The sequence below is a fragment of the Klebsiella sp. F11 genome (genome assembly GCF_056712265.1).
Genome location: NZ_CM160060.1, coordinates 741,088 through 764,510, shown reverse-complemented (window position 1 = coordinate 764,510; position 23,423 = coordinate 741,088). Strand labels below are relative to the sequence as shown.

The 23,423-nt window shown below is 55.1% G+C and carries 21 protein-coding genes and 4 pseudogenes; 11 read left to right on the top strand and 14 right to left on the bottom strand.

Features of this window, described 5'->3' with window-relative positions; genetic code table 11:
• The first annotated feature begins 26 nt into the window (after positions 1 to 26).
• Positions 27 to 449, top strand: coding sequence for a DUF2000 domain-containing protein (locus AC1M2H_RS03865; protein ID WP_480150365.1), 423 nt, complete (start codon positions 27 to 29; stop codon positions 447 to 449).
• 103 nt (positions 450 to 552) lie between these two features.
• Positions 553 to 1,523, top strand: a pseudogene (locus AC1M2H_RS03860) (phenylacetate--CoA ligase family protein); the annotation flags it as partial.
• Positions 1,524 to 1,655: 132 nt separating this feature from the next.
• Here the strand turns inward: AC1M2H_RS03860 and AC1M2H_RS03855 are convergent.
• The 5 genes and pseudogenes from AC1M2H_RS03855 to AC1M2H_RS03835 all read right to left on the bottom strand — a co-directional run bounded on the left by AC1M2H_RS03855 (position 1,656) and on the right by AC1M2H_RS03835 (position 5,201).
• The gene (locus AC1M2H_RS03855; protein ID WP_480150364.1) at positions 1,656 to 1,898 is read right to left on the bottom strand and encodes a patatin-like phospholipase family protein; all 243 of its coding nucleotides are present in this window, start codon (positions 1,896 to 1,898) and stop codon (positions 1,656 to 1,658) included.
• Between the two features lie 536 nt (positions 1,899 to 2,434).
• Positions 2,435 to 2,768: pseudogene (locus tag AC1M2H_RS03850) on the bottom strand (hypothetical protein).
• Positions 2,744 to 3,101, bottom strand: a pseudogene (locus AC1M2H_RS03845) (type II toxin-antitoxin system TacA family antitoxin). The pseudogenes AC1M2H_RS03850 and AC1M2H_RS03845 overlap by 25 nt, the downstream one beginning before the upstream one ends.
• 902 nt (positions 3,102 to 4,003) lie before the next feature.
• On the bottom strand, positions 4,004 to 4,777 hold the full coding sequence (locus tag AC1M2H_RS03840) for a DUF3750 domain-containing protein (protein ID WP_480150363.1): 774 nt from the start codon (positions 4,775 to 4,777) through the stop codon (positions 4,004 to 4,006).
• A 154-nt stretch (positions 4,778 to 4,931) separates the two neighbouring features.
• Entirely contained in the window at positions 4,932 to 5,201 is a 270-nt protein-coding gene (locus AC1M2H_RS03835) for a hypothetical protein (protein ID WP_480150362.1), read from the bottom strand.
• A gap of 165 nt (positions 5,202 to 5,366) precedes the next feature.
• Here AC1M2H_RS03835 and AC1M2H_RS03830 point away from each other — a divergent pair.
• Positions 5,367 to 6,091: pseudogene (locus AC1M2H_RS03830) on the top strand (response regulator transcription factor).
• A gap of 119 nt (positions 6,092 to 6,210) precedes the next feature.
• On the opposite strand, the gene msrA reads toward AC1M2H_RS03830, so the two are convergent.
• The 6 genes from msrA to AC1M2H_RS03800 form a co-directional block, all read right to left on the bottom strand.
• Positions 6,211 to 6,915 carry a peptide-methionine (S)-S-oxide reductase MsrA gene (msrA, locus tag AC1M2H_RS03825; protein ID WP_480150361.1) on the bottom strand — a complete coding sequence of 235 codons (705 nt, stop codon included), beginning with the start codon at positions 6,913 to 6,915 and terminating at the stop codon, positions 6,211 to 6,213.
• A 17-nt stretch (positions 6,916 to 6,932) separates the two neighbouring features.
• Positions 6,933 to 8,699, bottom strand: a complete 1,767-nt coding sequence (locus AC1M2H_RS03820) for a cytochrome c biogenesis protein DipZ (RefSeq protein WP_480150360.1) — start codon at positions 8,697 to 8,699, stop codon at positions 6,933 to 6,935.
• A gap of 29 nt (positions 8,700 to 8,728) precedes the next feature.
• Positions 8,729 to 9,169: a peptide-methionine (R)-S-oxide reductase MsrB gene (gene msrB, locus AC1M2H_RS03815; RefSeq protein WP_480152310.1), complete on the bottom strand. Its 441-nt coding sequence runs from the start codon at positions 9,167 to 9,169 to the stop codon at positions 8,729 to 8,731.
• 354 nt (positions 9,170 to 9,523) lie between these two features.
• Positions 9,524 to 9,823, bottom strand: a complete 300-nt coding sequence (locus AC1M2H_RS03810; RefSeq protein WP_480150358.1) for a hypothetical protein — start codon at positions 9,821 to 9,823, stop codon at positions 9,524 to 9,526.
• A 247-nt stretch (positions 9,824 to 10,070) separates the two neighbouring features.
• Positions 10,071 to 10,562 carry a hypothetical protein gene (locus tag AC1M2H_RS03805; RefSeq protein WP_480150357.1) on the bottom strand — a complete coding sequence of 164 codons (492 nt, stop codon included), beginning with the start codon at positions 10,560 to 10,562 and terminating at the stop codon, positions 10,071 to 10,073.
• Position 10,563: 1 nt separating this feature from the next.
• A complete protein-coding gene (locus AC1M2H_RS03800; RefSeq protein WP_480150356.1) occupies positions 10,564 to 11,361 on the bottom strand; it encodes a winged helix-turn-helix domain-containing protein in 798 nt (265 codons plus the stop codon).
• Between the two features lie 726 nt (positions 11,362 to 12,087).
• Between AC1M2H_RS03800 and AC1M2H_RS03795 the strand changes: the two genes are divergently transcribed.
• From AC1M2H_RS03795 to AC1M2H_RS03770, 6 genes are read left to right on the top strand one after another with little or no spacing between them, the layout of a single operon-like run.
• Positions 12,088 to 12,690 carry a helix-turn-helix domain-containing protein gene (locus tag AC1M2H_RS03795; RefSeq protein ID WP_480150355.1) on the top strand — a complete coding sequence of 201 codons (603 nt, stop codon included), beginning with the start codon at positions 12,088 to 12,090 and terminating at the stop codon, positions 12,688 to 12,690.
• Positions 12,691 to 12,743: 53 nt separating this feature from the next.
• Positions 12,744 to 13,328 (top strand): fimbrial protein, encoded by a 585-nt coding sequence (locus AC1M2H_RS03790; protein ID WP_480150354.1) that lies wholly within the window; start codon positions 12,744 to 12,746, stop codon positions 13,326 to 13,328.
• A gap of 56 nt (positions 13,329 to 13,384) precedes the next feature.
• Positions 13,385 to 14,065, top strand: a complete 681-nt coding sequence (locus AC1M2H_RS03785; protein WP_480150353.1) for a fimbrial biogenesis chaperone — start codon at positions 13,385 to 13,387, stop codon at positions 14,063 to 14,065.
• A gap of 20 nt (positions 14,066 to 14,085) precedes the next feature.
• Positions 14,086 to 16,611: a fimbria/pilus outer membrane usher protein gene (locus AC1M2H_RS03780; protein WP_480150352.1), complete on the top strand. Its 2,526-nt coding sequence runs from the start codon at positions 14,086 to 14,088 to the stop codon at positions 16,609 to 16,611.
• A complete protein-coding gene (locus AC1M2H_RS03775) occupies positions 16,602 to 17,120 on the top strand; it encodes a fimbrial protein (RefSeq protein ID WP_480150351.1) in 519 nt (172 codons plus the stop codon). Before AC1M2H_RS03780 ends, AC1M2H_RS03775 begins: the two co-directional genes overlap by 10 nt.
• Positions 17,120 to 18,130 carry a fimbrial protein gene (locus AC1M2H_RS03770; RefSeq protein WP_480150350.1) on the top strand — a complete coding sequence of 337 codons (1,011 nt, stop codon included), beginning with the start codon at positions 17,120 to 17,122 and terminating at the stop codon, positions 18,128 to 18,130. The genes AC1M2H_RS03775 and AC1M2H_RS03770 overlap by 1 nt, the downstream gene beginning before the upstream one ends.
• Before the next feature lie 13 nt (positions 18,131 to 18,143).
• On the opposite strand, the gene AC1M2H_RS03765 is transcribed toward AC1M2H_RS03770, so the two are convergent.
• Genes AC1M2H_RS03765 through AC1M2H_RS03755 form a run of 3 tightly spaced genes read right to left on the bottom strand, consistent with a single transcriptional unit; the run spans position 18,144 to position 20,355 of the window.
• On the bottom strand, positions 18,144 to 18,917 hold the full coding sequence (locus AC1M2H_RS03765) for an amino acid ABC transporter substrate-binding protein (protein WP_480151831.1): 774 nt from the start codon (positions 18,915 to 18,917) through the stop codon (positions 18,144 to 18,146).
• A gap of 36 nt (positions 18,918 to 18,953) precedes the next feature.
• Positions 18,954 to 19,721, bottom strand: coding sequence for an amino acid ABC transporter ATP-binding protein (locus tag AC1M2H_RS03760; protein WP_480150349.1), 768 nt, complete (start codon positions 19,719 to 19,721; stop codon positions 18,954 to 18,956).
• Positions 19,699 to 20,355, bottom strand: coding sequence for an amino acid ABC transporter permease (locus tag AC1M2H_RS03755; protein ID WP_480151830.1), 657 nt, complete (start codon positions 20,353 to 20,355; stop codon positions 19,699 to 19,701). Before AC1M2H_RS03755 ends, AC1M2H_RS03760 begins: the two co-directional genes overlap by 23 nt.
• A gap of 489 nt (positions 20,356 to 20,844) precedes the next feature.
• Here AC1M2H_RS03755 and AC1M2H_RS03750 point away from each other — a divergent pair, with 489 nt between their 5' ends.
• Positions 20,845 to 22,221 carry a pyridoxal-phosphate dependent enzyme gene (locus tag AC1M2H_RS03750; RefSeq protein ID WP_480151829.1) on the top strand — a complete coding sequence of 459 codons (1,377 nt, stop codon included), beginning with the start codon at positions 20,845 to 20,847 and terminating at the stop codon, positions 22,219 to 22,221.
• A gap of 9 nt (positions 22,222 to 22,230) precedes the next feature.
• The gene (locus tag AC1M2H_RS03745; RefSeq protein WP_480150348.1) at positions 22,231 to 23,376 is read left to right on the top strand and encodes a trans-sulfuration enzyme family protein; all 1,146 of its coding nucleotides are present in this window, start codon (positions 22,231 to 22,233) and stop codon (positions 23,374 to 23,376) included.
• The last annotated feature ends 47 nt before the right edge of the window (positions 23,377 to 23,423 follow it).

Below are 23,423 nucleotides of genomic sequence, written 5' to 3'. Positions count from 1 at the left end.
AATTAATATAGAATTGAGGATTAAATATGAAATTTGATGCGAGCCAACATCGCTGTACGATTATTATTGATAAAGGCCTTCCAGCCGGTCTTGCTATGAATGCGGCAAGCGTCATTGGAATTAGTTTTGGACGCACAGTTGAAAATCTCGTTGGTCCAGATATGCAAAGCCTTGACGATGTGAATTACCCTGGCGTGATTTATAGTCCGCTTCCTATTCTGCTGGCGTCAGGTGAATACCTTCATGAAATACAAGCCACTGCAGAAAGTGATAATGAAGTTTATGTTATGCCATTTAGTGCACTGGCACAGTCATGCAAAACGTATGAAGAGTATGGCGAAAAAATATCCTTAGTGAAAAGTGATAATATTGAGCTGGTAGCAATTGGAATCATTGGCCCTAAAAAGAAAGTGACAAAAATGACAGGGAATCTCCCACTCTACAAATGATTCACCTTAAATAATCACTAAGTCAGCAGTGGATATACTGCTGATTGATTCTCCGCACACATTAATATTTTACTCGAAATTTTTCTTAGCTGAGGAAGACAAAATGTATGCTATTTTCAAAGAAAGAATAATCGAGCAAGCAAAAGAAGTTTATCATCAGCACTGTGACTTTAATGCAGGCAATATGGGTTTGGAACAGCTTTTCTCTCACCAGAATAAAAAACTTAGAGAAATCGTTAAGTATGCCTCTGAAAACTCCCCTTTCTATCATGGACATTTAAAGGAATTGACCACTGCTGACATTGAATCATTGTCAATAAATAAAATAAACACTCTTCCATTTACGACCAAAAATGACCAGAGAAATCACGGCGCATCATTAGCATCCGCATCACTCGACCAAAGCTGGATTTATTACGAAACAACCGGTACAACAGGAAAACCGACACCTTATCCCCGTAATGAAACCGATTCAATCCATAATACCCCCCCCTTATTATTCATTACCGGGATATATTTGAACAGCATGGTTCAAAACATATTGTAGGAGTCATGGGGCCAAGTGAGCTTCATTCAACAGGTGATACGTTTGAAGATGTATTTCGCAGCCTTGGTTACAGTGTTGTGAAAATGTGACCTCGTTCGCCTGTAGTAGGAATGAAACGTGTCATGGCGTTGATCAATGAATTGCAGATAACCGCACTGGTCTGCACGCCAGCGGTGGCTATTTCAGTTGCACGTTTTATTAAAGATTTAGGGCAGGCTCCATCCGCTACAAGTGTGAAGCTGATCCTTACTGTTGGTGAACTAACGACGCCGTCGCTGTTAAGGAACATTGGTGAAGTATGGGGGGCACAGGTATATAGCTGTATGTATGCCTCTCAGGAATCATCAATTCTTGCCGTCTGCGCGGAAGACAGTAACCTTTACACTATCCCCCTAAACAACTATTACGAGATTATTGATCCTTCCAATGGTATAGGCTACGACGTAACAAAGGGACAGGTTACCGGCGAATTGGTCATAACACATCTTTATAAGGGGCAGAAGCCACTTATTCGTTACCGTACCGGTTAAAGGTGGTCTCACCACCGATCATCGTTTCAATTGTTTGCCGAAGGGGTGTACTACTATAAATAGGAGCAACAAATGATTTAAGGAGATTGAACAGCCACCATCTAGTTGGAAAGATATCATTCGCTTTATCTAAGAAAACACGTTCCAGTTCGCGAGCACTCTTGCCTTTAGCAAGGCCAAGATCCCACCTATTGATGTCCCAGTGATGAGGTCAAAGTACTCCCCAATTCTGATTTCCTGGTCAGGATGCCTAGAGGCAAGTATCCTCTCAATCTCAGCAAGCACACTGATTGTAAATATCCCTCTGGCCCCACCACCATTCAGGCTGAGTAGCCGTACTCCATGGTCATTGACTACATTCAATTCAGACATTATTACCCCCATCACCAGAGAATATAGCTATAAGATGTGTCTGTTTTTTTCTTTTCAATGTACAAATAATCAGTGCTTTTGTAATTAGTACAAAATCATTTTATTTAGATTTAATCTATTAATTAAAACTAAAAAATTAAAATATTTAAATTTTAATTCCAATTAAAGGGGGGGATTCAATTAAAACGAATAAGAATCTGTCCACGGCGTATGCATAGCTAACTTTTTTCCAGCCCTCCATCCCCCCTGTGTTATAGATAAAAAAAACATCTTTTTTTAAGATGCGTTCTAGCTGATCTTGAGCAGGTCACTAATTTGCGACATTCATGGTCAGAGAATTCGATTCGATAGTCTACTGATGAGGGGCCCGTCATCAGGTCTGTCACATTTCATCAGTTGGTGGTCATTCTGGTGGTCTTGACAGAAAGGTAATCCAGGTTTAGCTTACTTATTAGCCAGTCACTGGCAAAGGCTATCCCAGTCAGAGGATCTATCTCGCGTTATCTGTCCGCAATAATAAACGCTCTCTAACCAAATCACCCCAGTGTTACCATTAGCATCATTGGGTCAATTGGCGAAGAGTCAAACCCCACCCGTAGGTAAAACTCCCGCACTTCATCAGACAGCGCATGGACCAATACCCCTCACCAACCCCTACCTATTCCCTTGACCATGTAATGACTTATCGACCGCCAGACGGCCCAACACGACTGCCGGGATCGGGTCAGGCATATTGCGGCAAAAGTGTCCGAGTGCAGTATTTACCATCACAGCACTTTCGAGCCATCGCAGCAAACAAATGTCCTGGATGAGCCAGCTTGCTGATTTTTTCATCGTCCGTTGTTTCAGCCAGTTTCCCCTAGAATCCACACCTCAGCACTATGCGGATAGCACATGCCCGGCATGGAGTCGCTCGGGAGCTGAAAGTTCCTACGGCGCGCGGATTTGCATGGCTTTACGCAGTGCGTGCAGGGGGATTGATCCTGACGGGCAAGAAACTCCTGATAGGCGTCTGGATCGGCCATAATGATGCGCTGCTCGATCAGCGTTTCCTCTGCGGCAACGCGGGCAGCCTCCAAGACAAAATCAGTACGTTTTTTTCTCTCTGGCTTTCGCCGCACGGTCGATGAAATCACGCTCAGCAGGTTTGATGCGTAGATTTAACGTTTCGCGTTTGAGGGAAACGTTATTCGTCACTGGCATGATGTCATGCCCCTGTGTCTATCTCTGGAGACAAATTATACAGCATGCGTAACGCTAATGTCATTACGATTGACAGACAGTACTAGGAATCGAACCAAAGGAACGAACCGGACTTATCTTCGTGCTACCGACCCACCATTTGATCTACAAAGAAAAATACGGGTCAAACTGCGGGTCTTGACAATCTGCTGGAATGGGTTTTATGATGATTTTCAACTTAATAGATAACTGAATGTTCCCGAGTCCGGGCACCACTATTCAGAGAACCCAGCCTATGGCTGGGTTTTTGCTTTTCTGCAGCCGGACTCTCCATCGAACTGCGTTCGATTATTCGCCGCCAGCGGCTCACCCCTTCGGGGCCGACGCGACAGGCGCGTCATTCAACGCCTCCGGCGTTAGTCCGAGTCCGGGCACCACTATTCAGAGAACCCAGCCTATGGCTGGGTTTTTGCTTTTCTGCAGCCGGACTCTCCATCGAACTGCGTTCGATTATTCGCCGCCAGCGGCTCACCCCTTCGGGGCCGACGCGACAGGCGCGTCGTTCAACGCCTTCGGCGTTAGTCCGAGTCCGGGCACCACTATTCAGAGAACCCAGCCTATGGCTGGGTTTTTGCTTTTCTGCAGCCGGACTCTCCATCGAACTGCGTTCGATTATTCGCCGCCAGCGGCTCACCCCTTCGGGGCCGACGCGACAGGCGCGTCGTTCAACGCCTTCGGCGTTAGTCCGAGTCCGGGCACCACTTATTAAAGAACCCGCCCAAAAGGCGGTTTTTTGCATTTCTACGGCCGGACTCTCCATCGAATACGTTCGATTATGTTTAAGTCATGACATAACAATAAAAATACCAATACCGCTCTTTCTTGCCAGCAAGAGATGATATAGGCAATGGCGGATAGTAGCGTTATTTAGCAGGGTCATTGCGCAAATTGTCATCGCCCAGGCCGCCAATAAACGGCAGACGCATACGTAACGGCGTGAAATCCAGCCCCACGTTCAGTCCCAGCAGGTTGAGTTCAAATCCCTCTTCGGCCCCCAGCGTAACACCGGCAATCCCCAGCACCGACACCTGTATCCCGCGTCCGGATGGCGGGAGGCCGATGGGATTCAGCAGCGAGCGAAAATCTTTTCCCACCGCGTTGGCGGGCATATCCAGCTTGAGTGCAGGCACCTCGCGCCCAATATGGGCAATAAAGGTGTTGCTGTTTGGCCCCGGCCAGGCGTGGTAGGTATTCGGCCAGGGATAGCTGGCAATGGCTGCGACAATCTGCGGAATCATGGCTTCGGCTTCTTGTCCCCGGTGCTCCACCAGCAAACGGGGCTTCGCACCGAACCAGTAGCCATCCGCAGGATTGCGATTGCGACGCACCTTTTCCCCGCCTCCCCAGCTAATCACTTCATAACGACTATATTCCGTCTCGCCGGCGCGTTTATAGATGATCCATGGATGTACCGCCACCACGCCTCTCCATCCCCAGGTCGGTGCAGCGTAAACCTGCACAATGGCCAGCCTGGCGTTTTGCCGAGGATCGGGCGCCAGCCCCGCTGAGTCACGGCGGGCGGACCACCAGCTTTCCTGCGAGCCGTGCTCCCGCTGATGCATCGCCTGGGCCAGGCTGGCGCCAAGAGAGAGCACGATGATGCAAAGAAGACTCAGACAAACGATTTTTACGATCATGGCAGCCTGCATTCAGGGAGGAAACATCCATATGCGCGATTATTGTACTGATTGCGCTGCGCATCAAGGCAGTTCGGCAGCGCCGGACTGCGACGTTCCCACAAAAAACGCTGGCGGCGTGCCTTTCACCGAAACGCCGCGCCAGCGCCTGGCATCACATGGATTTTTTAACTTCGTCCTTTTTTTTCATCGCCATCGCATCTCCGTGCTTTTTCTCCTTTTTCATCATGGCGCCTGAATGCTTGTCACCTTTCATCATCATGGTGCCGGAATGATTATCGCCCTTCATCATTGCGCCGGCGTTAGGGTCCGCTTTCATCATGGTGGTCGATGACGTTTCACTCATTGAATCTGCCGCATAGCTCGCCGCCGCGGAACCCATAGCACAGACGGCTGACAGTGCGAGAATAGCTAATTTTTTCATCCTGTTTTCCTCAGTTATTGTCGATATACCCGCGATACCATCACCGACTATCCGCCACATCTGTTCCCCAAAGCCTCACTCAAGTTTAAATAAAATGTGATATTTCATCGCCAGCAGAGGGAGTTGTGTAAGCTCTAAGGTAGACAGCAAAACGAGGAGCTCAACATGGCTGGCGTAACGGCAAAAAAAATCCTGATCGTCGAAGATGATGCAGATATTGCCGATCTTCTCTCCCTTCATCTGCACGATGAAGGCTTTGACATTACCCATGCTAATGACGGTAATAAGGGCGTCGCCCTGCTGGAAGAAGGCGGCTGGGATGCGCTGATCCTCGATTTAATGCTCCCCGGGATCGACGGGCTGGAGATCTGCCGCCGGGCGCGTAACATGACCCGCTATACGCCGATCATTATTATCAGCGCCCGCTCCAGCGAAATACACCGCGTGCTGGGCCTGGAGCTCGGGGCCGACGACTATCTGGCAAAACCGTTTTCCATGCTGGAGCTGGTCGCCCGCATCAAGGCCCTGTTTCGCCGCCGGAAGCAATGATCGGCGCCATGAAAATGGACGCCGGGATGCTGCGCTTTAACGGCCTGTTAATCGATCCCATCGCCCGGGAGGTGCATCTGGACGGCAAACCGGTGGAGCTCACGCCGCGTGAATTCGATCTGCTCTATTTTTTCGCCAAAAACCCAGGCAAGGTGTTCTCGCGCATGAGCCTGCTCAATCAGGTCTGGGGCTATCAGCATGAAGGCTATGAGCATACGGTCAATACGCATATTAACCGCCTGCGGATCAAGATTGAACGTAACCCGGCGGTGCCGGAGCGCCTGCTAACCGTCTGGGGCATGGGGTATAAATTTGCTCCTGCGCCCGAAAGCGGATCATAACAAACTGGCGATAAAAAATATTACCTCTTCCCGCATCCGCCAGATCCCGGCCGGCAAAAATAGCCTCCCGCACTGAAACGGAAAACCGCGTCCCCTGACGGCGACGCGGTGGGGAATCATTAACCTTTCACCAGCACCGGTTCGCTATTCCACAGCGCCGGGAAGTTCTTTTTCAGCTGCTCAACTTTAGGCTCGTCATTGATCACAATGTACGGATAATCCGGATTGTCGTTGAGGAAGTTCTGATGATATTTCTCCGCCGGATAGAAGCTGGCGCGTTCCTCAACCTTAGTCACCAGCGGCGCGTTGAAACGATGACTGCCATTAAGCTGGTCAATATAGGCCTTCGCCACCCTCTCCTGCGAATCGCTCATCGGAAATATCGCGGAACGATATTGCGTACCGTAGTCCGGCCCCTGCCGGTTCAGCTCCGTCGGATTATGCGCGACCGAGAAGAAAACCTGCAGCAGCTGGCCGTAAGTCACCTGCTTCGGATCAAACGTAATCTGTACCGACTCGGCATGGCCGGTCATCCCGGTGCTCACGCTATCGTAATACGCGGTGCGGGCCTTGCCGCCGGTATAACCGGAAGTCACATTAGTGACGCCCTTAACGTGCTGGAATACGCCCTGCACGCCCCAGAAACAGCCGCCGGCAAGGACGGCGGTTTCCAGGCCCGCCTCAGCAGGCGCCTCATCCTGCAGCGGTGCAGGAATAACTACCGCGGATTCCGCTTCAGACCAGGCGACGTTCTGGAACACCAGCGCGCTCACCACCAGAGCCGAAGCGCCTACGGCACGGATACAACGGGTCATTTTTTTCATCTTCATCACCACCTGTATTAGCCAAATGTGAAAGCGTATGCGCTTACATCCGGATCTTTAAACTCAATGCTGAAGGTGTGTTCACCCACCCCATCAGACCCACGAACTAACTGATACAAACGCTGCTCCGTCACCGTGCCGCTACCGTCGGCGGCCACGTCGGCCCCGCGCATACTGCCCGGAGCCTGACCGTCAACCAGCACCTTAAAGCGAACGGGTTTCCCGTCTTTACCCGGCCCCAGAACCAGATGCAGGTCGCGGGCATGAAACTGATAGGCGATCTTGCCGGTGCTGCCGTTCAGCGTGATGTGCTCGTCGCCAATCGTCCAGCGTCCTTCCAGCCCCCATGAATCGAGGGGCAGCGCCGCAATATGGTAATCAGCAGGCTGGTCTTCGCTGACCTTATCGGAGGCAAAGTTTGCTCCGCGCGAATAGCCGAGATAGGTTTCCGGAGAAATATTGCTCTGACCGCTGGCGGCCTGTTCGACGCCCGTCGCTGAAACCGTACTGACGCTGTTATCGACATCTTTTGCCCCCGCCTGACGCAGCAACTCCTGAATCACGTGTTCAGAGCGGTCATAATCGCCTTCGCCGAAGTGTTCGTAGCGGATATGCCCGCTGGCATCGATAAAGTAGTGAGCTGGCCAGTACTGGTTATTAAAGGCACGCCAGATGCGGTAGTCGTTATCGATCGCAATCGGATACGTGACGCCCAGCTTTTTCGCTTCTTTCGCGACGTTGCCGGTATCTCTTTCAAAGGCGAATTCCGGCGCATGCACGCCAACCACGACCAGCCCCCGATCGCGGTACTTCTCCGCCCAGGCTTTAACATAGGGCAGCGAACGCAGGCAGTTGATGCAGGAGTAGGTCCAGAAGTCCACCAGCACGACTTTGCCGCGCAGCGCTTCCGGGGTCAGCGGCGGCGAGTTCAACCACTGCACGGCGCCGGTCAGCGGCGGCGCCAGCCCATAATCGCTCAACAAAGATGCTGTGCCGCTATCAGCCGTACTGGCTACGGCGCTGGCGGGGGTCACCGCAGGCGCCGCGGCGTTTTTGCCGCTGCCCGGAGAGAATTTTTGTATCAATGCCCGTTCAATACCGCCGGTTGATGCCGTCGAAATCCGCGCCAGCACGCCGGTATCCAGTCCGAAGCCAATCGCCACCACGCCCATCAGCATCCCGACGCCGAGCGCGCGACGGATCCACTCCCCAACCCCCAGCGAGCGCTTCATGGTGGCAAAGACTTTACCGCCAATCAGCAGCGCCAGCGCCAGCGAAGTCGCCGCGCCGGCGGCATAAGCCAGCAGCAGCAAGGTGGAGTTAATATTCGCGCCCTGCAGCGCTGCGCCGGTCAGAACCAGACCGAGGATCGGCCCGGCACACGGCGCCCACAGCAAACCGGTGGCAATACCCAGCAAAAATGAGCTGCCCGCGCCGGAGGATTTACCGGCGGTAATCCGGTTTGACAGGGTGTTCCCGGCAGAAACCAGCGGATGCATGACCCGATCCGCCAGACGGGGAAACAGCAGCGTTATGCCAAACAGCGCCATCAACACCAGCGCGGCGTCACGACCATACTGGTTGGCCGCCACCACCCAGCCACCGCCCACGGCAGCCAGCGTGGCAAACAGCGTAAAGGTTATCGCCATCCCCGCCAGCAGCGGCAGACCGGTACGCATAAACGACCGATCCGAACGGGCGAAAACAAACGGCAGCACGGGTAAAATACAGGGGCTGGCGATGGTCAACAGCCCCCCAAGATAAGCAAGAAAAATAACCAGCATAATCAGCGTCCTTATTGTGGACCGTGGGGCTATATTTTTTCCGGTCTAAACAGCATCGCATCGCCATTCATGCAATAGCGTAGTCCGGTCGGCGCCGGGCCGTCGTTAAACAGGTGGCCCAGATGCCCTCCGCAGCGGCGGCAATGAATTTCGTCGCGCACCATGCCAAATGAGCTATCGCGGCTCTCTGCCACCGCGTCATCCAGCAGCTGCCAGAAGCTGGGCCAGCCGGTGTGGCTGTCAAATTTAGCGGCGGAGGAGAAAAGCGGTAGCTGGCAGCCGGCGCAGACGAAAGTGCCGCGCCGGTGTTCATCGTTCAGCGGGCTGGAATAAGGCCTCTCGGTCCCCGCCTCCCGCAGGATGTAATACTGCTGAGGCGTCAGGAGCTTCTGCCACTCCTGCGGACTATGCGTTATGGCAAACTTTGCCCCCGCCGGAGCGGCGGTCGCTTTGCTATCAGCGGCAAACAAAGAGGGGAAGCGCCCTGCCGCCAGGACGGCAGCTGCGATCGCGCTGCCTCCCAACAGGAAATTTCGTCTGTTTAACATCATCGCCCCGCGTTCTATGAAAAAGGAATGATGTCAATTTACAGAGGGAGTTCTTATCAAATCCTCCCGAAACGTTCACAAATTTGTGATAACTTTCGCCGGGCAGAGAAAGATGGAAGCACAGTCATTTATATTTGTTTAAAAACAATAAATTAGAGAATATTAAAAAGGATACGTTCGCGTAAATTTCGCTGACGGCCGCAGAGGCCGAAGCCGGCAGAGCTTCGGCCCAAATGCGCCAGGAGAGATCGCCCTTCAGGGGAGAGGAGTGTCAACTTATGGCATATCGGCAAGGCTGGCGGTCTGTTTTTGCCGGTTATACAGACAGAGAGATTTCACCGTTTGCGATTTGCCGATATCGACTCTTTTACCGGAAATAATAAGCGCCGAGTAGCCGACATCATCACTAAAATCGACGCGCTGCCCTGTCACCTTTTTATGCAACAGGTCGCTTTTTGCCAGGCAGGAGCGCTGAACGACCGTATCAAATTCCTGCCACGCGGCCGCCGAGGAGGCCAATGCGCTTGCCGGCAGCAGTAATAGAGGAGCCAGGGCGATGAGATGTAATAGTTTCATAGAGATATCTCCGATATCAGGGGAGCGAGTAGCGGTGGCGCAAAGAACGTGACAACAATATAGCTCATCTTTTATTTTCAGCCGCCGCGGGCGTCGGCGTACTGGCTTTTTATCTCGTGACGGAGCGTATCTTTTTCAGGCGTTAATTCCAAATAGTGCCCATATTGGCTGACTATAACGCGACAGTTTGGATAAGCGGGCGGGCGCGCTGGAGCGGTAGACGGAAGCGCCAGCCGACGGTAGCGGTTTACCGCTCCACAGTCTGTCTTGTGGCGCTGCTGCACACGTAGGTCGGAAGCGTTCCCAAAATAAAGAGATAGCTACCGTTCTCCTGTTCATGAATGCGCATATAGATATTTTTTGCCGGGTAGACGAAAAACAGGGGTTCATATTTTTCCAGCCAGCTATCCGCCACGTTATCGTCCGGAAATTTAATATTGTGTTCTGATACCAGGTAGTAAGCGCTGCCTCTGCGCGTCGCCAGAAACGATATTTTACGGTTAATTATTCTGCCAGGTTCCCCCTGCACGTGGCCGTTGATGCTGAGCGTCCCGCTCCTCCCATCGACGGTGTAGTTCATCCATAAAACGAGGGTCGTATCCGGATGATGCTGGACAAAGCTCACCCGACAGGAAAACGGCACAACGTAATAGCGACGCCATAAAAAATAACCGGCCAGCACGGCGCCAAGCAGCAGGCAAAAGCAGGACAGATAAAGCACCTGACGATGATGGGCCATGCTAACGATCCTCAATAAAATAGTCTGAAATACAGCGGCCTGGCTCCTTCATCGACCGATCGCACCGAATAACGGAAGCTCGAGGCAGCCGAGCGTACCGGCTGATATACACCCATGGATAGTTCACGCAGCCATCTTTAAATTGCCCGACGTAGGTCAACGCCCTCGCCCGATCGCTCTGCGCCTGGATGCTGTTTGCCAGATAAACCCGGCACGCTCCCACGGTACTTGCAAAGTAATAGTCATCAATAAAAAGCTTTTCCCGGGAAAGTTCATGATTAATCCCCCCTGCGCTGGCAAATAACAAAACCACAAATAACGCTTTCATCCACCACCGCTGACGCGACGGTGAATAAACCGCTACTGCGGGCGGCGGCGTAGGTTCAGCCGGTGAAACGCTCGCGTCATCCGACGCCGTGGGAGCATATTCTTCATCCTCTGACGCCTGCCGCGGAACCTCTTTAATCGTTATCGTCATTTCGCTGGCCAGCGTTAATCCAATACGCGGAATAGTAACGATCGGATCGTTCTGAAAGCCAATTTTTTTCAATCCCTTACGCAGAACCGAAATATTCTGGTAATAGGTATTAGGTGAAACCAGCATCCCTCGCCTTTGCCAGACGATATCCATACACTCCTGCTGAGTCACAATCGAGCCGGCCCGTTCTATTAATAATAATAAACAGCGCCCCGCGGGTGAATTGAGCACCACCACGCGATCCGGGTTGTTAAGATCGCGCAGCGTACCGTCCACGGGATGGAATTCAACTATTCCGTTGATGATATAATGCTTGTGCATACAGTCGGTGAAAAATCTCCGCTTAAAGCATGTCGGAAGTACCCAGGTCTTATCACCATATGAATAAGAAGAGATGAATCCATCCCTTCTCTGAGGGGCTAATATGGCCGATAAACCAGGCGCTGTATATCACAGCCACTGGCGAAATATCTTATTTTCCTGTCATTGTTCTGCAGGTTAACTGAAGTACAATAAACGCTAACCCCGCCCTTAGCCCGCTATCGGCCGTCGCCTGACGGGCGTCCACGCTCTTGTCTTAACTTTTCTTAAGTTGATCCTATCTTCACTCAACCGACGCAAAAACGCGGCCCTGCAGGCCCATCCTTGCGCTCTTCTCGTTCACTCCATCGCCACGTTCTCCCGCAGAATAAAAAATCAACCTACTGATATTAAAATAAAAAAATAAGATTAACTTCGGCTTCACGCGCGCCGGAAGCGGTGAGAAAAAACGATAAGAAGCGGTCTGAAAAACCGCCCTTCGCGGGGACGCGGGGCCAGCTCGCCCACGATTAAGCCAGTACAGGTCGGCGAACGGGCTCACCGGGCGGCCGCCTTCTCAGCAATTAATATAAATTAAGATTAATTGAGATTACGTATTCATCTCTCAAGGTATAGTAGCACTACAAAGTAAAAGGCTTAATTGCTGCGAAAATACAGCAATACAGGTTGATACCTGTCATACGCATACAGGTTGACCTCATTACTATTATAAATCGAGGGAAAAACATGGCGAATAAACCTGGGCTACAGCATCATTTAAATATAGCGTTAATTGGCGGCGATCGCTTCGCGCGTGGCGGCATTACCGCCTTATTACAAGGAATGTACGCTGATATTCAGATCACAACATCGATCAATGATTACCAGCACCTTGACGATCTTTTAGCCGTAACCAAAATTGACGTCACTTTCATCTCCGGAATAGAAAAACATCATATCGGAATGGATTGCCTGGCATACATAAAAACGATTAAAGCCAGCTACCCGGAGATGCTTATATATATGTATTCCGCCGCGGTAAATTCATCACTGTGGGTACATGGCGATATTGATGCCTATATTTCATTACAGGATCCGCTCTATCGCTGGCGAACCTGTTTATTAAAAATGGCGGAAAACCGCTATCAGCCCAAAAAGAAATCAATGGCACTTTCGCTGACGCCAGGGGAATGGAGGGTATTGAAGAGACTGAGAAAAGGACTGGATATACGTTATATAGCAGAAATAGAGAAGCTTTCATACCGCCGTGTCAGCGCGTTAAAAAGCTCAGCAATAAGAAAACTCGGGCTCAGAAATAAAACAGATTTACTGGTGTTTTTAACCAGCTAGCTCTGCGGCCTTCAGAGTCAATCTCGTCATAACAAAACTATGGAATCAGAACAATGAAAGCTTACTTAACTAGCAAAACTCTGCTGGCGCTCGGCATTGCGGCCCTGCTGCCTGCGGGCTCCTCGCTGGCCGCCACCACCAGCGGCGGCACCGTAAACTTCAGCGGCAGCGTCGTAACCTCGGCCTGCGCCATCAGCGCCAACAGAGCCAATATTGACGTCGATCTGGGGGAAGTTCGTACCGCTACGCTGGCCGCGGCAGGCAGCGAAGCCAGCACGGCGAAGGCGTTCACCATCGTTCTTGAAGATTGTGAAGTCGCCGACACCTCCGCCGGCACCGAGGAAGAGCCGATCCCGGCCACGACGGTTGCCGTGACCTTCACCGGCACGCCGGACAGCACCGATGCCGACGGCCTGGCCGTCGGCTCAAACGGCAGCAGCGCCTCGGCGCAAAACGTCGCCATTCGCCTGTATGACGAACAGGGCAACGTCGTAAGGCTGGGCGAGGCCGCGGCTCCCGTCGAGCTGCGTAGCGGCTCGAACACCCTGAACTTCAGCGCCAAATACTACTCTCCGCAGGGCAACGCCACGGCCGGAGATGCCAGCGCCGTCGCCACCTACACCGTAACCTATTCGTAATCCTCTGGCCCGGCCGCGTCGCCGGGCCAGGCTCAACCTTCAGGGAGAGAGACGCTATGCGCTCATTAATATGGATTTGCCTGTTCGGCTCGCTGTGGTCATCCGTAGCCTGCGCCGGCGGCGTGGGGCTGGGCGCGACGCGAATGGTCTACCTCAGCAGCGCGAACCAGTCGATGCTGCAGGTCAGAAACACGCATCCCGACGCCTCATTCCTCATCCAGTCATGGGTTGAGGATCAGCAAGACAGGCGCTCCAACGATTTCGTCATTACGCCGCCTCTGTATGTCTTAAAACCGGCGACCGAGAGCGTGGTGAAGATTATGTTTAGCGGTAAATCCCTGCCGCAGGATCGGGAAACGCTGTACTGGATTACGGTCAAAGCCATTCCGCAGCAATCCAAAAGCGCTGCCAGCAATTCACTGCAGTTCGCTTCAGCAAACCGCATAAAAGTTTTTTACCGTCCCGAGGGCCTGCGAAGCGGCGCCAGCGAAGGCTGGAAAAAAATAACCGGCGACTACCGTGCGGGCAAAATTACGCTCAATAACCCAACGCCTTATTACCTCACCACCATCAATTTAAAAGTCGACGGCAAGCCGGTGCAGCCGGCGATGGTGCCGCCAAAAGCCAGCGTCACCCTGGCGGGCTCATTCAGTCAGGCAAGTACTTTTAGCTATCAGACCATCAATGATTACGGCGCGTGGACGCCTGCCGTCAGCCTGTCTTTGAACCGGAAATAAAATAAGAAAGGTGTGAGCGCGTGAAAGCAAGAATCGTCTGTGCCCTGATGATCTGCCATGCCGTTCGGTATGTCTCTGCCGCAGAGAACGATTTGCAATTTAACCCGGCGTTCCTCAACGGCGAAAGCGGAAATATTGCCGACCTCTCGTGGGTCAATGCGGGGAGCGCCCTACCGCCGGGCGAATACAACATTAACGTTTACATCAATAAAAACTACGCCTTCACCGGCAACGTGGAATTCAGCGTTGATAAAAGTGCGGCCCGGAAGGAGGCTCAGCCCTGCGTCACGGCGCAGCAGATTGCCGCCCTGGGCATTGATAGCCGCCAGGCCACGCAAGAGCCGCCGCTGACCCGGCAGTGCTATTTTTTAAACCACCAGTTTCCCGACGCCAGCTTTGACTTCGACCAGAAGACGCTGACGCTCAATCTCAGCCTGCCGCAAAGCTATATGCGCAATCTTCCGCGTGGCTACGTCAGCCCTGAGAGCCGGGAGACCGGGATCCCTGCCGCATGGCTGAACTATATCGTTAACGGCGCCAGCAATGAGTACCGGGGCAATAAGCGCACCCGCGCCCGGCAGCTGTTCGTTAGCCTGAACAGCGGCGTAAACCTGGGCGCCTGGCGGCTGCGCGACTACACGACGTGGACCAAAGATGCGAATACGCTTACCCACGTACAGACCTGGCTGCAGCGGGATATCACCGCCCTGGAAGCGCAGGCGTACGCCGGGGAAACCTACACCTCCGCTCAGGTCTTTGACTCCGTTGGCCTGCGCGGCCTCGCGCTGAAAACCGATGATAATATGCTGCCTGCCAGCCTGAACGGCTATGCGCCGGAGGTTCGCGGCATCGCCCGCAGCAGCGCGACCGTCACCGTACAGCAGAACGGCAACACCATTTATCAAACCAGTGTTCCCGCCGGGGAGTTCATACTGAAAGATCTCTACCCCACGTCGTCCGGCGGCGATTTGCGGGTGACGATTGAGGAGAGCGACGGCAGCAAAACGCACTATACCGTGCCGTTTGCCAGCGTGCCGAACCTCGTGCGCAGCGGGCAGATAAAATACGCCCTCGGCGCCGGAAAGCTCCGCCCCATCGGCAGCCAGAACACCCCGACCTTTGCCCAGGGAGAGCTGTTTTTCGGCTGGAAATACGGCTTCACCTTTTACGGCGGCGCCCAGCTTGCAGAGCGCTACAGCGGGCTCGCGCTGGGCATTGGGCAAAATCTCGGGCGCTTTGGCGCCTATTCCGTCGATGTGACCCACGCGCGCAGCGTGCTGGCCGACGATCGGACCTACCGCGGGGATTCCGTGCGTCTGCGCTACAGCAAGCTGCTGAACAGCATCGGCACGCGCTTTAACTTCTACTCGCTGCGCTACTCAACGCAGGGGTTCTATACCCTCAGCGACACCGCCTATAAGGGGATGACGGGCGGTACGACGAAGCAGGTCACCGGGGCCGACGGCACCGTCACCACCAGCTATGAGAACGTGTACAACCTGAATATGTCGCACAAGGCGAAGAATCAGCTGCTGCTGTCGCAGCCAATGGGCCAATTTGGCTCGCTTTCCCTGTCGTGGGATCGGCAAACCTACTGGCGCACCGCCAACAGAACGCAAAGCATGCAGTTTGCGTGGAACGCGATGGTGCGCAACGTCTCCGTTGGCGTGAGCTTTCAGCGCAGCACCAGCCTGTTCGATAGCCGTAAAGATAACATTGTGGCGATGTCGCTTTCCGTACCGTTCGGCAACCCGCAGCTGGCCACCAGGGCGCGCTTTACCACCACCCGGGCGGACTCAACGGGAGCCACCGGCAGCGCGGGGGTAAGCGGCTACGTCCCCGGGCAGGAGAACCTGTTCTACAACGTCAACCAGCGCTACGGCACGCAGCAGCGGTACGGCGGCGATGTCGCGCTGCAGTACGAAGGCCAGCGGGGCGATTACGGCCTGGGCTACAGCTACTCCGGCGACTCCCGCAGCCTCAGCTACGGCATGAGCGGCGGCGCGGTGCTGCATGAAGATGGCCTGACCCTCAGCCAGCCGCTGGGGAATACCAACATCCTCGTCAAGGCGCCGGGAGCGGCGAGCGTGGCGGTGCTTAATCACAAAGGGATCAAAACCGATAGCCGCGGCTATGCCGTCATCCCGTACGCCACGCCCTATCGCGTCAACCAGGTGGCGCTGGACGTCACGACCGCCGGAAACGACGTTGAGCTGGAGAACGCCATCGTCAGTAAAACGCCGACCGATGGCGCGCTGGTGCGCGCCACCATCGTCACCCGCCGGGGCGCAAAGGCCCTGTTCACGCTCCGCTCCCGCAGCGAGGCGCTGCCGTTTGGTACCGTCGTCACGCTCGCCGATGAGCAAACCAGCGGCATCGTGGGCGATGGCGGCAGCCTCTATCTCACCGGCCTGCCGGCGGAAGGCACGCTCAGCGCCGTCTGGGGGCAGGGCAGCGACAAAAGGTGCGTCGCTAAATATCGCCTGAACCCGCAGGGTTACAGCGCCCGTACGGGCCTTTATACCCAGGAGGCAGTATGCCAGTAGCGGCCCGGATATCAGGTATAGCGCTGCTTATCGCCCTCGCCGCTCCGGCCCGCGGCTACGACGTGCTGGTCTCGGTAACCGGAAACCTGATCGGCAATACCTGCGTGGTTTCCACCGAGTCAGCGGAGCAAACCGTCCCCCTGGGCACCATCGGTATGAAGCAGTTTCGCGCGCCGGGAGCGGTAAGCAATATCAAGCGGGCCTTCACGCTCGCCCTGGAAGAGTGCGGCCCAACCTTTGCCGGAGTGAAGATCCGCTTTAGCGGCACGCCGGACGATCTCAACCCGCAGCTGATTAAGGTCGACGGCGGCGGCGCGAGCGGCGTGGCGGTGCAAATCCTCGATAAAGACGGGGTACCGATCCCGCTGGAGGCCCAAACGGCGGCCTACGGCGAGTCGGGAGATGAGCGCGTGCAGATGACATTTTATGCCCGGCTGGCGGCCAACGGCGCCGCCGTCAGCGCCGGAGACGTTTCAGCCATCGCCACCTGGACTACGGAGTATCAATAATGCGTTTTTTACTGCTTATCGGCTGGCTGTGCGCCAGCTTGAACGCTGCGGCGCTGGATTGGAAATCCGATATCGTGCTCTCCCCGCAGCCGATGGACTACGTCGGTCCGGCGGATTCGGTGATCCCGGGCAATATTATCGGCTCGACCTGGAGCGCATCGGTCGACGTGCAGCAGGTGTTCTGGTGCGGATACATCTTTATCTGTACCAAAGGGACCCTCGAACCCAGCGCCAGCGCGGTGTCCGCGGGAATCACCGTCAACGTGGATGGCGTCAACTATGCCGTGTTCGAAACCGGAGTCCCCGGCGTCGGCTATATCATCGGCCTGAAGGATTTTAACGGCACAACCTACGTGCCGCTGCAAACCGGCGTCACCCAAAGCTATCCCGCGGATGGCACTAGCCCCCTCGCCTATGATTTGGGCTGGTCGGCAAAAGTAACCTTTATTAAAACAGGAAGCGCGCTGAAGTCCGGCGTCTATCAAACCTCGGCCATCAGCGCCGCGATCCTGACGGCCTACAATAACGAGGTCAAAACGGCGCAGGTGATCATCAATCCCACCACCATTACGGTGACGGCCAGCGGCTGCACGGTGGGCACCAAAAGCGCCAGCATCGATCTGGGCGAGCCGGATATTCATACGCTGCCCGAGGTGGGTAGCACGTCGCCATCGGGGTCGTTTAACGTCAGCCTGACCTGCGACGATCGGGTAGCGCTGTATGCGGTAATGACCGATCAGACCACTCCGTCTAACACCTCTTCCGTCGTGACGCTGACCAGCGATTCAACCGCCTCCGGTATCGGCGTGCAGTTCTTTTATAACGGCAGCGGCCCGCTGATGATGGGGCCAGACAGCTCCGCAGCGGGTACCGCCAACCAGTTCTTTATCCAGAGCACGACGGCGACCCAAATCCTGTCACTCCCGTTCCAGGCGCAGTACGTCCGCACCGGTGAGCTGGTGCCGGGCAGCGCCAGGGCCCTCGCGAGCATTACCTTTTCCTATCAGTAACGCCGCCGCGCCCTTATTTCGACACGTCGGCGGCGAAATACTCCCTGGAGATCCGCAGCCAGGTACCATCGGATTTAATTCCCGCCAGCGCCGTATTGATAGCCTGACGCAGCTGCGGATTTCCCTTGTGGATTAATACCGCTTCCTGCTCGGCGTCGGGACGTTCGGCCACAATTTTTACCGGCGCGTCGGGTTTATGCTTTTTGAAATCGAGGAATGAGAGGTTGCTGTTAATGGTCGCATCCGCCCGTCCCTGCGCCACCAGCGCAATGGACTGGTCGAAGCCGTCGGTACCCACCACTTCGGCGCCGTTTTCGCGGGCAATCTGCGCGTAGTTGCTGGTCAGGGTATGCGCCGATTTTTTGCCTTTTAAATCGGCAAAGGTGTGGATGTCGGCGTTTTTCTCATTGACGATCAGCACGGCTTTCGGGGAAATGTAGGCATCGGAGAAGTCGTACTTCGCCTGCCGCTCGGGCGTAATGGATACCTGGTTTATCACCGCGTCGTAGCGGTTGGCATCGAGGCCGGCCACCAGACCATCCCACTTGCCTTCAACGAACTCGGCCTTTACGCCGATCCGTTTGGCAATTTCACGCGCGATATCAACGTCAAAACCCACCAGTTTTCCCGCCGTATTGTGGTAAGTAAACGGCGGGAAGGTCCCTTCGGTGCCGACCTTAAACACGCCTGCCGTTTTAATCTTTGCGAGGTCGTCCTGCGCCGCCGCCGCATACGCCACGCCGAGCTGGATCGCGGTGGCCAGTAGTGCCGTCATCAGTACTTTCATCATTAACTCCTTAATCTGCCGTGCCGTATTGTTGTTTTAAATTTCCCAGGAATCGGGAAACGTTTCGGTTAATGTGGAAATAAAAATCTGCGTCCGGGTTTTCCTCGCTCGGGTAAAAATATCCCGCGAGCTGCCGCTCTCAATAATCTGCCCGGACTCAAGGAACACCACCTGGCTGGCGATACTGGCGGCCAGCCGCAGATCGTGAGTGGCGATCAGCATGGTTGTCCCCTCCTGCGCCAGCTGACGCAAAACCGCAATCACCTCCAGCGACAGCTCGGGATCGAGCGCCGAAGTTGGCTCATCGCAGAGCAGCACCTTGGGCGAAGGCGCCAGCGCGCGGGCGATGGCCACGCGCTGCTGCTGGCCGCCTGACAGCATCGCCGGCCAGGCATCACGCTTATGCAGCAGGCCCACCTTCGCCAGCAGCTCTTCGGCGCGGGCCCTCGCGCGTTCGACGGGCCATTTCTGCACCACAATCAGCCCCGCCATAATGTTTTCCAGTACCGACAAATGAGGGAACAGCTGAAAACTCTGGAAAACCATTCCGGTTTGCTGGCAAATACGCCGGATATCCTTTCTCTTCGGCGCGGCATCCGCAGAGAACGTAATATTCTCCTGACCAATAGTTAATTTCCCGGCCTGCGGCAGCTCAAGCAGGTTAATACAGCGTAATAGCGTGCTTTTGCCGCTTCCCGATGGCCCAATAAGCGCGGTGACGCTCCCTTCGGCAATATTTAAAGAGATATCGTGCAGGACCTTTTGCCCGGCAAAACTTTTCTCAAGCCCGGACAGCGTTATCATTATTTTGCTCCTTGCCTGAGGTATTTTTTTCTAACCGGGCCTCCAGCCTCGATTGCAGGTACGACAGCACCGAGCTAATTAATAAATAGATAAGAGCGGCTTCGGTATAGAGTATTAATGGTTGATAGGTCACGGCGGCAATTCTCTGGGCCGCTAAAAATAGCTCCGGAACGGTGATCACCGACGCCAGCGAGGTATCTTTCACCAGCGAAATAAAGGTATTTGATAACGGCGGCACCGCCACCCGCGCGGCCTGCGGCAAAATAATATGGCGCAGCGACTGCCACCAGCCCATCCCGATCGAGTGCGCGGCCTCCCACTGCCCTTTAGCCACGGAAAGCAGCGTCGCCCGGATAACCTCGGAAGTGAAGGCCCCGACGTTCAGCGTAAAGCCGATCACCGCGGCGGGAAAAGCGTCGAGGGTAATGCCGATGCCGGGCAGCGCATAAAAAATCAGGAACAGCTGCACCAGCAGCGGCGTGCCGCGGATAACCCAGACGTAAAAACGCACCAGCAGCCGCAGCGGTCGCGGCCCGTATAGCCTGATAAGCGCCGCGATAAACCCCAGCCCGAGGCCGAGGGCAAACGAAATTAACGTAATGGGGATAGTAAAAACCAGCCCGGCATACAGCATCGGCCAGAATGAACTTATCGCTAATGATATAAATTCAGGCACATCTCACCTTTTCTTCCGCCGCTGGCTAAATAAGCCCGGAGGAAATCGCAAAGCGGTCTAATTTAATAAAAGGTTATCATGCGTCCGAGCCCTGACGTATCTATCAAAAACGGTATTGAATAGCCGGCTTTGTTATTTGTTTTCGGCCACCAGCTATGCATCGGCAGAGTAAAAGACTCGCTCCATCCTGATATTTGCGGCTATGTTTTTTTTAGCCATACTTTGCTGAAAAACGCATTTGCGTCGCCGCAAAAAGGCATTAATCGCTGAAAATTACGCCAAAAAAGCGTTTTTTCAGATATCAATACACCCAGGCGGCTAACAACCTTTCCCTCCGGATGGCTAAATAGCATCTTATATTCCATTTTGCTCTTATGAGCGGTTAAATATTCTTTAATTTGCCAAATTCACAGACCTACCATTCGTCATCTCGATACGAATGGGTAAATCGTTATGTCACTCTTTCATTCTGTTAGCGAACTTATCGGCCACACGCCCCTGCTTCAGCTGCATAAGCTGGAGACCGGCCCTTGTAGCCTGTTTTTGAAGCTGGAAAACCAAAATCCCGGCGGTTCGATTAAGGATCGCGTCGCGCTGTCGATGATTAACGAGGCCGAGCGCCTCGGTAAGCTGAAGCCCGGCGGCACGATTATTGAAGCCACCGCCGGCAATACCGGCCTCGGCCTGGCGCTCATCGCGGCGCAAAAGAACTACCGCCTGATCCTCGTCGTCCCCGACAAAATGAGCCGCGAGAAGATATTCCATCTGCGGGCGCTGGGAGCCACGGTGCTGCTCACCCGCTCCGATGTTAATAAAGGCCATCCGGCCTACTATCAGGATTACGCCCGCCGCCTGGCGGAGGAGACGCCGGGGGCGTTCTATATCGATCAGTTTAATAACGAGGCCAATCCGCTGGCGCACAGCAGCAGCACCGCGCCAGAAATCTTCGCCCAGCTGGATGGCGATATCGACGCCATCGTCGTGGGCGTCGGCTCCGGCGGTACCCTCGGCGGGCTGCAGGCGTGGTTTGCCGAACACTCGCCGAAAACGGAGTTTATTCTTGCCGATCCGGCGGGATCGATCCTCGCCGATCGGGTAGAAACCGGCCGCTCCGGCGAAGCGGGATCGTGGCTGGTCGAGGGGATTGGCGAAGATTTTGTCCCGCCGCTGGCCCATCTCGACGGCGTTCATACCGCCTATCGCGTCACCGACCGCGAGGCGTTTGCGACCGCGCGGGAGCTGCTGCAGACCGAAGGCATTCTTGCCGGCTCTTCAACGGGCACGCTGCTGCACGCCGCCCTGCGCTACTGCCAGGCGCAGACCACCGCCAAACGCGTAGTAACCTTTGCCTGCGACAGCGGCAACAAGTATCTGTCGAAAATGTTCAACGATGACTGGATGCGCCAGCAGGGGCTGCTGACCCGTCCCTCGCGCGGCGATTTAACCGATTTTATCGCCCTGCGTCATGACGAAGACGCCACCGTCACCGCCGCGCCGGACGACACCCTGGCGACCATTCTTGCGCGCATGCGCCTGTACGACATCTCCCAGCTGCCGGTGCTGGAGAACGGCCGCGTCGTTGGCATCGTCGACGAGTGGGATTTGATTAGCCACGTCGAGGGCGACAGCCGGCGCTTTGCGCTGCCGGTCAGAGAGGCCATGACCCGCAACGTCGAAACCCTCGATAAACGCGCGCCGGAAAGCGCGCTAAAAGCCATTTTCGATCGCGGCCTGGTGGCCGTCATCGCCGATAACGATCGTTTTCTCGGCCTGATCACCCGCAGCGACGTGCTGACCACCTGGCGTAACCGACTTGAACACTAAGGATCGACCATGAAAAACTTAAATACATTGAGCGTACACGGCGGCACTTTTAATGATGCGCACGGCGCCGTGATGCCGCCCATTTATGCCACCTCCACCTTCGCACAGCCGGCGCCCGGGCAGCATACCGGCTATGAATACTCGCGCAGCGGCAACCCCACCCGCCATGCGCTGGAAACGGCGATTGCCGAACTGGAGAGCGGCACCCGCGGCTACGCCTTTGCTTCCGGGCTGGCGGCGATTTCCACGGTGCTTGAGCTGCTGGATAAAGACAGCCACCTGGTGGTCGTCGACGACGTGTACGGCGGCACCTGGCGGCTGATCGAAAACGTCCGCCGCCGCAGCGCCGGCCTGCGGGTCAGCTGGGTCAAGCCCGACGACCTGGCGGCGATTGAGGCGGCCATCAGGCCGGACACGCGGATGATTTGGATTGAAACGCCGACCAACCCACTGCTCAAGCTGGCGGATCTCAGCGCCATCGCGGCGATTGCCCGGCGGCATAATCTCATCAGCGTCACCGACAACACCTTCGCCTCACCGGCTATTCATCGTCCCCTCGAGCTGGGCTTTGATATCGTCGTGCACTCGGCGACAAAATATCTCAACGGCCATTCCGACGTGGTGGCGGGCCTCGCGGTGGTCGGCGACAACCGCGAGCTGGCGGAGCGGCTCGGGTATCTGCAAAATGCGGTGGGCGGCGTGCTCGACCCCTTCAGCAGCTTTTTGACGCTGCGCGGCATCCGCACCCTCGCGCTGCGCATGGAGCGCCACAGCAGCAACGCCCTCGCGCTCGCCGAATGGCTGGAGCAGCAGCCGCAGGTGGAAAAGGTGTGGTTCCCGTGGCTGGCGTCGCATCCGCATCATCAGCTGGCGCGCCGGCAGATGGCGCTGCCCGGCGGGATGATTTCGCTGGTGGTGAAAGGCGACGATCGCTATGCCGAGCAGGTTATCGGCAGGCTGCGCCTGTTTACGCTGGCGGAGAGCCTCGGCGGCGTGGAGAGCCTTGTCAGCCAGCCGTTTAGCATGACCCACGCTTCCATTCCTCTGGAGCAGAGGCTGGCAAACGGCATTACGCCTCAGCTCATTCGCCTCTCCGTCGGCATTGAGGACGCGCAGGATCTGATTGCCGACTGGCAGCAGGCGCTGCGGGACTAAAACAATAAACCCGCCGACCGGCGGGTTTTACTTTTGGCGTATCGGCT

Excerpts from the sequence above, each read along its gene's own strand:
- AC1M2H_RS03865 (WP_480150365.1), top strand. The coding sequence starts at position 27 with ATGAAATTTGATGCGAGCCAACATCGCTGTACGATTATTATTGATAAA.
- AC1M2H_RS03855 (WP_480150364.1), bottom strand. The coding sequence starts at position 1,898 with ATGTCTGAATTGAATGTAGTCAATGACCATGGAGTACGGCTACTCAGC.
- AC1M2H_RS03840 (WP_480150363.1), bottom strand. The coding sequence starts at position 4,777 with ATGATCGTAAAAATCGTTTGTCTGAGTCTTCTTTGCATCATCGTGCTC.
- AC1M2H_RS03835 (WP_480150362.1), bottom strand. The coding sequence starts at position 5,201 with ATGAAAAAATTAGCTATTCTCGCACTGTCAGCCGTCTGTGCTATGGGT.
- msrA (WP_480150361.1), bottom strand. The coding sequence starts at position 6,915 with ATGAAAAAAATGACCCGTTGTATCCGTGCCGTAGGCGCTTCGGCTCTG.
- AC1M2H_RS03820 (WP_480150360.1), bottom strand. The coding sequence starts at position 8,699 with ATGCTGGTTATTTTTCTTGCTTATCTTGGGGGGCTGTTGACCATCGCC.
- AC1M2H_RS03810 (WP_480150358.1), bottom strand. The coding sequence starts at position 9,823 with ATGAAACTATTACATCTCATCGCCCTGGCTCCTCTATTACTGCTGCCG.
- AC1M2H_RS03805 (WP_480150357.1), bottom strand. The coding sequence starts at position 10,562 with ATGGCCCATCATCGTCAGGTGCTTTATCTGTCCTGCTTTTGCCTGCTG.
- AC1M2H_RS03800 (WP_480150356.1), bottom strand. The coding sequence starts at position 11,361 with ATGCACAAGCATTATATCATCAACGGAATAGTTGAATTCCATCCCGTG.
- AC1M2H_RS03795 (WP_480150355.1), top strand. The coding sequence starts at position 12,088 with ATGGCGAATAAACCTGGGCTACAGCATCATTTAAATATAGCGTTAATT.
- AC1M2H_RS03790 (WP_480150354.1), top strand. The coding sequence starts at position 12,744 with ATGAAAGCTTACTTAACTAGCAAAACTCTGCTGGCGCTCGGCATTGCG.
- AC1M2H_RS03785 (WP_480150353.1), top strand. The coding sequence starts at position 13,385 with ATGCGCTCATTAATATGGATTTGCCTGTTCGGCTCGCTGTGGTCATCC.
- AC1M2H_RS03775 (WP_480150351.1), top strand. The coding sequence starts at position 16,602 with ATGCCAGTAGCGGCCCGGATATCAGGTATAGCGCTGCTTATCGCCCTC.
- AC1M2H_RS03770 (WP_480150350.1), top strand. The coding sequence starts at position 17,120 with ATGCGTTTTTTACTGCTTATCGGCTGGCTGTGCGCCAGCTTGAACGCT.
- AC1M2H_RS03765 (WP_480151831.1), bottom strand. The coding sequence starts at position 18,917 with ATGAAAGTACTGATGACGGCACTACTGGCCACCGCGATCCAGCTCGGC.
- AC1M2H_RS03760 (WP_480150349.1), bottom strand. The coding sequence starts at position 19,721 with ATGATAACGCTGTCCGGGCTTGAGAAAAGTTTTGCCGGGCAAAAGGTC.
- AC1M2H_RS03755 (WP_480151830.1), bottom strand. The coding sequence starts at position 20,355 with ATGCTGTATGCCGGGCTGGTTTTTACTATCCCCATTACGTTAATTTCG.
- AC1M2H_RS03745 (WP_480150348.1), top strand. The coding sequence starts at position 22,231 with ATGAAAAACTTAAATACATTGAGCGTACACGGCGGCACTTTTAATGAT.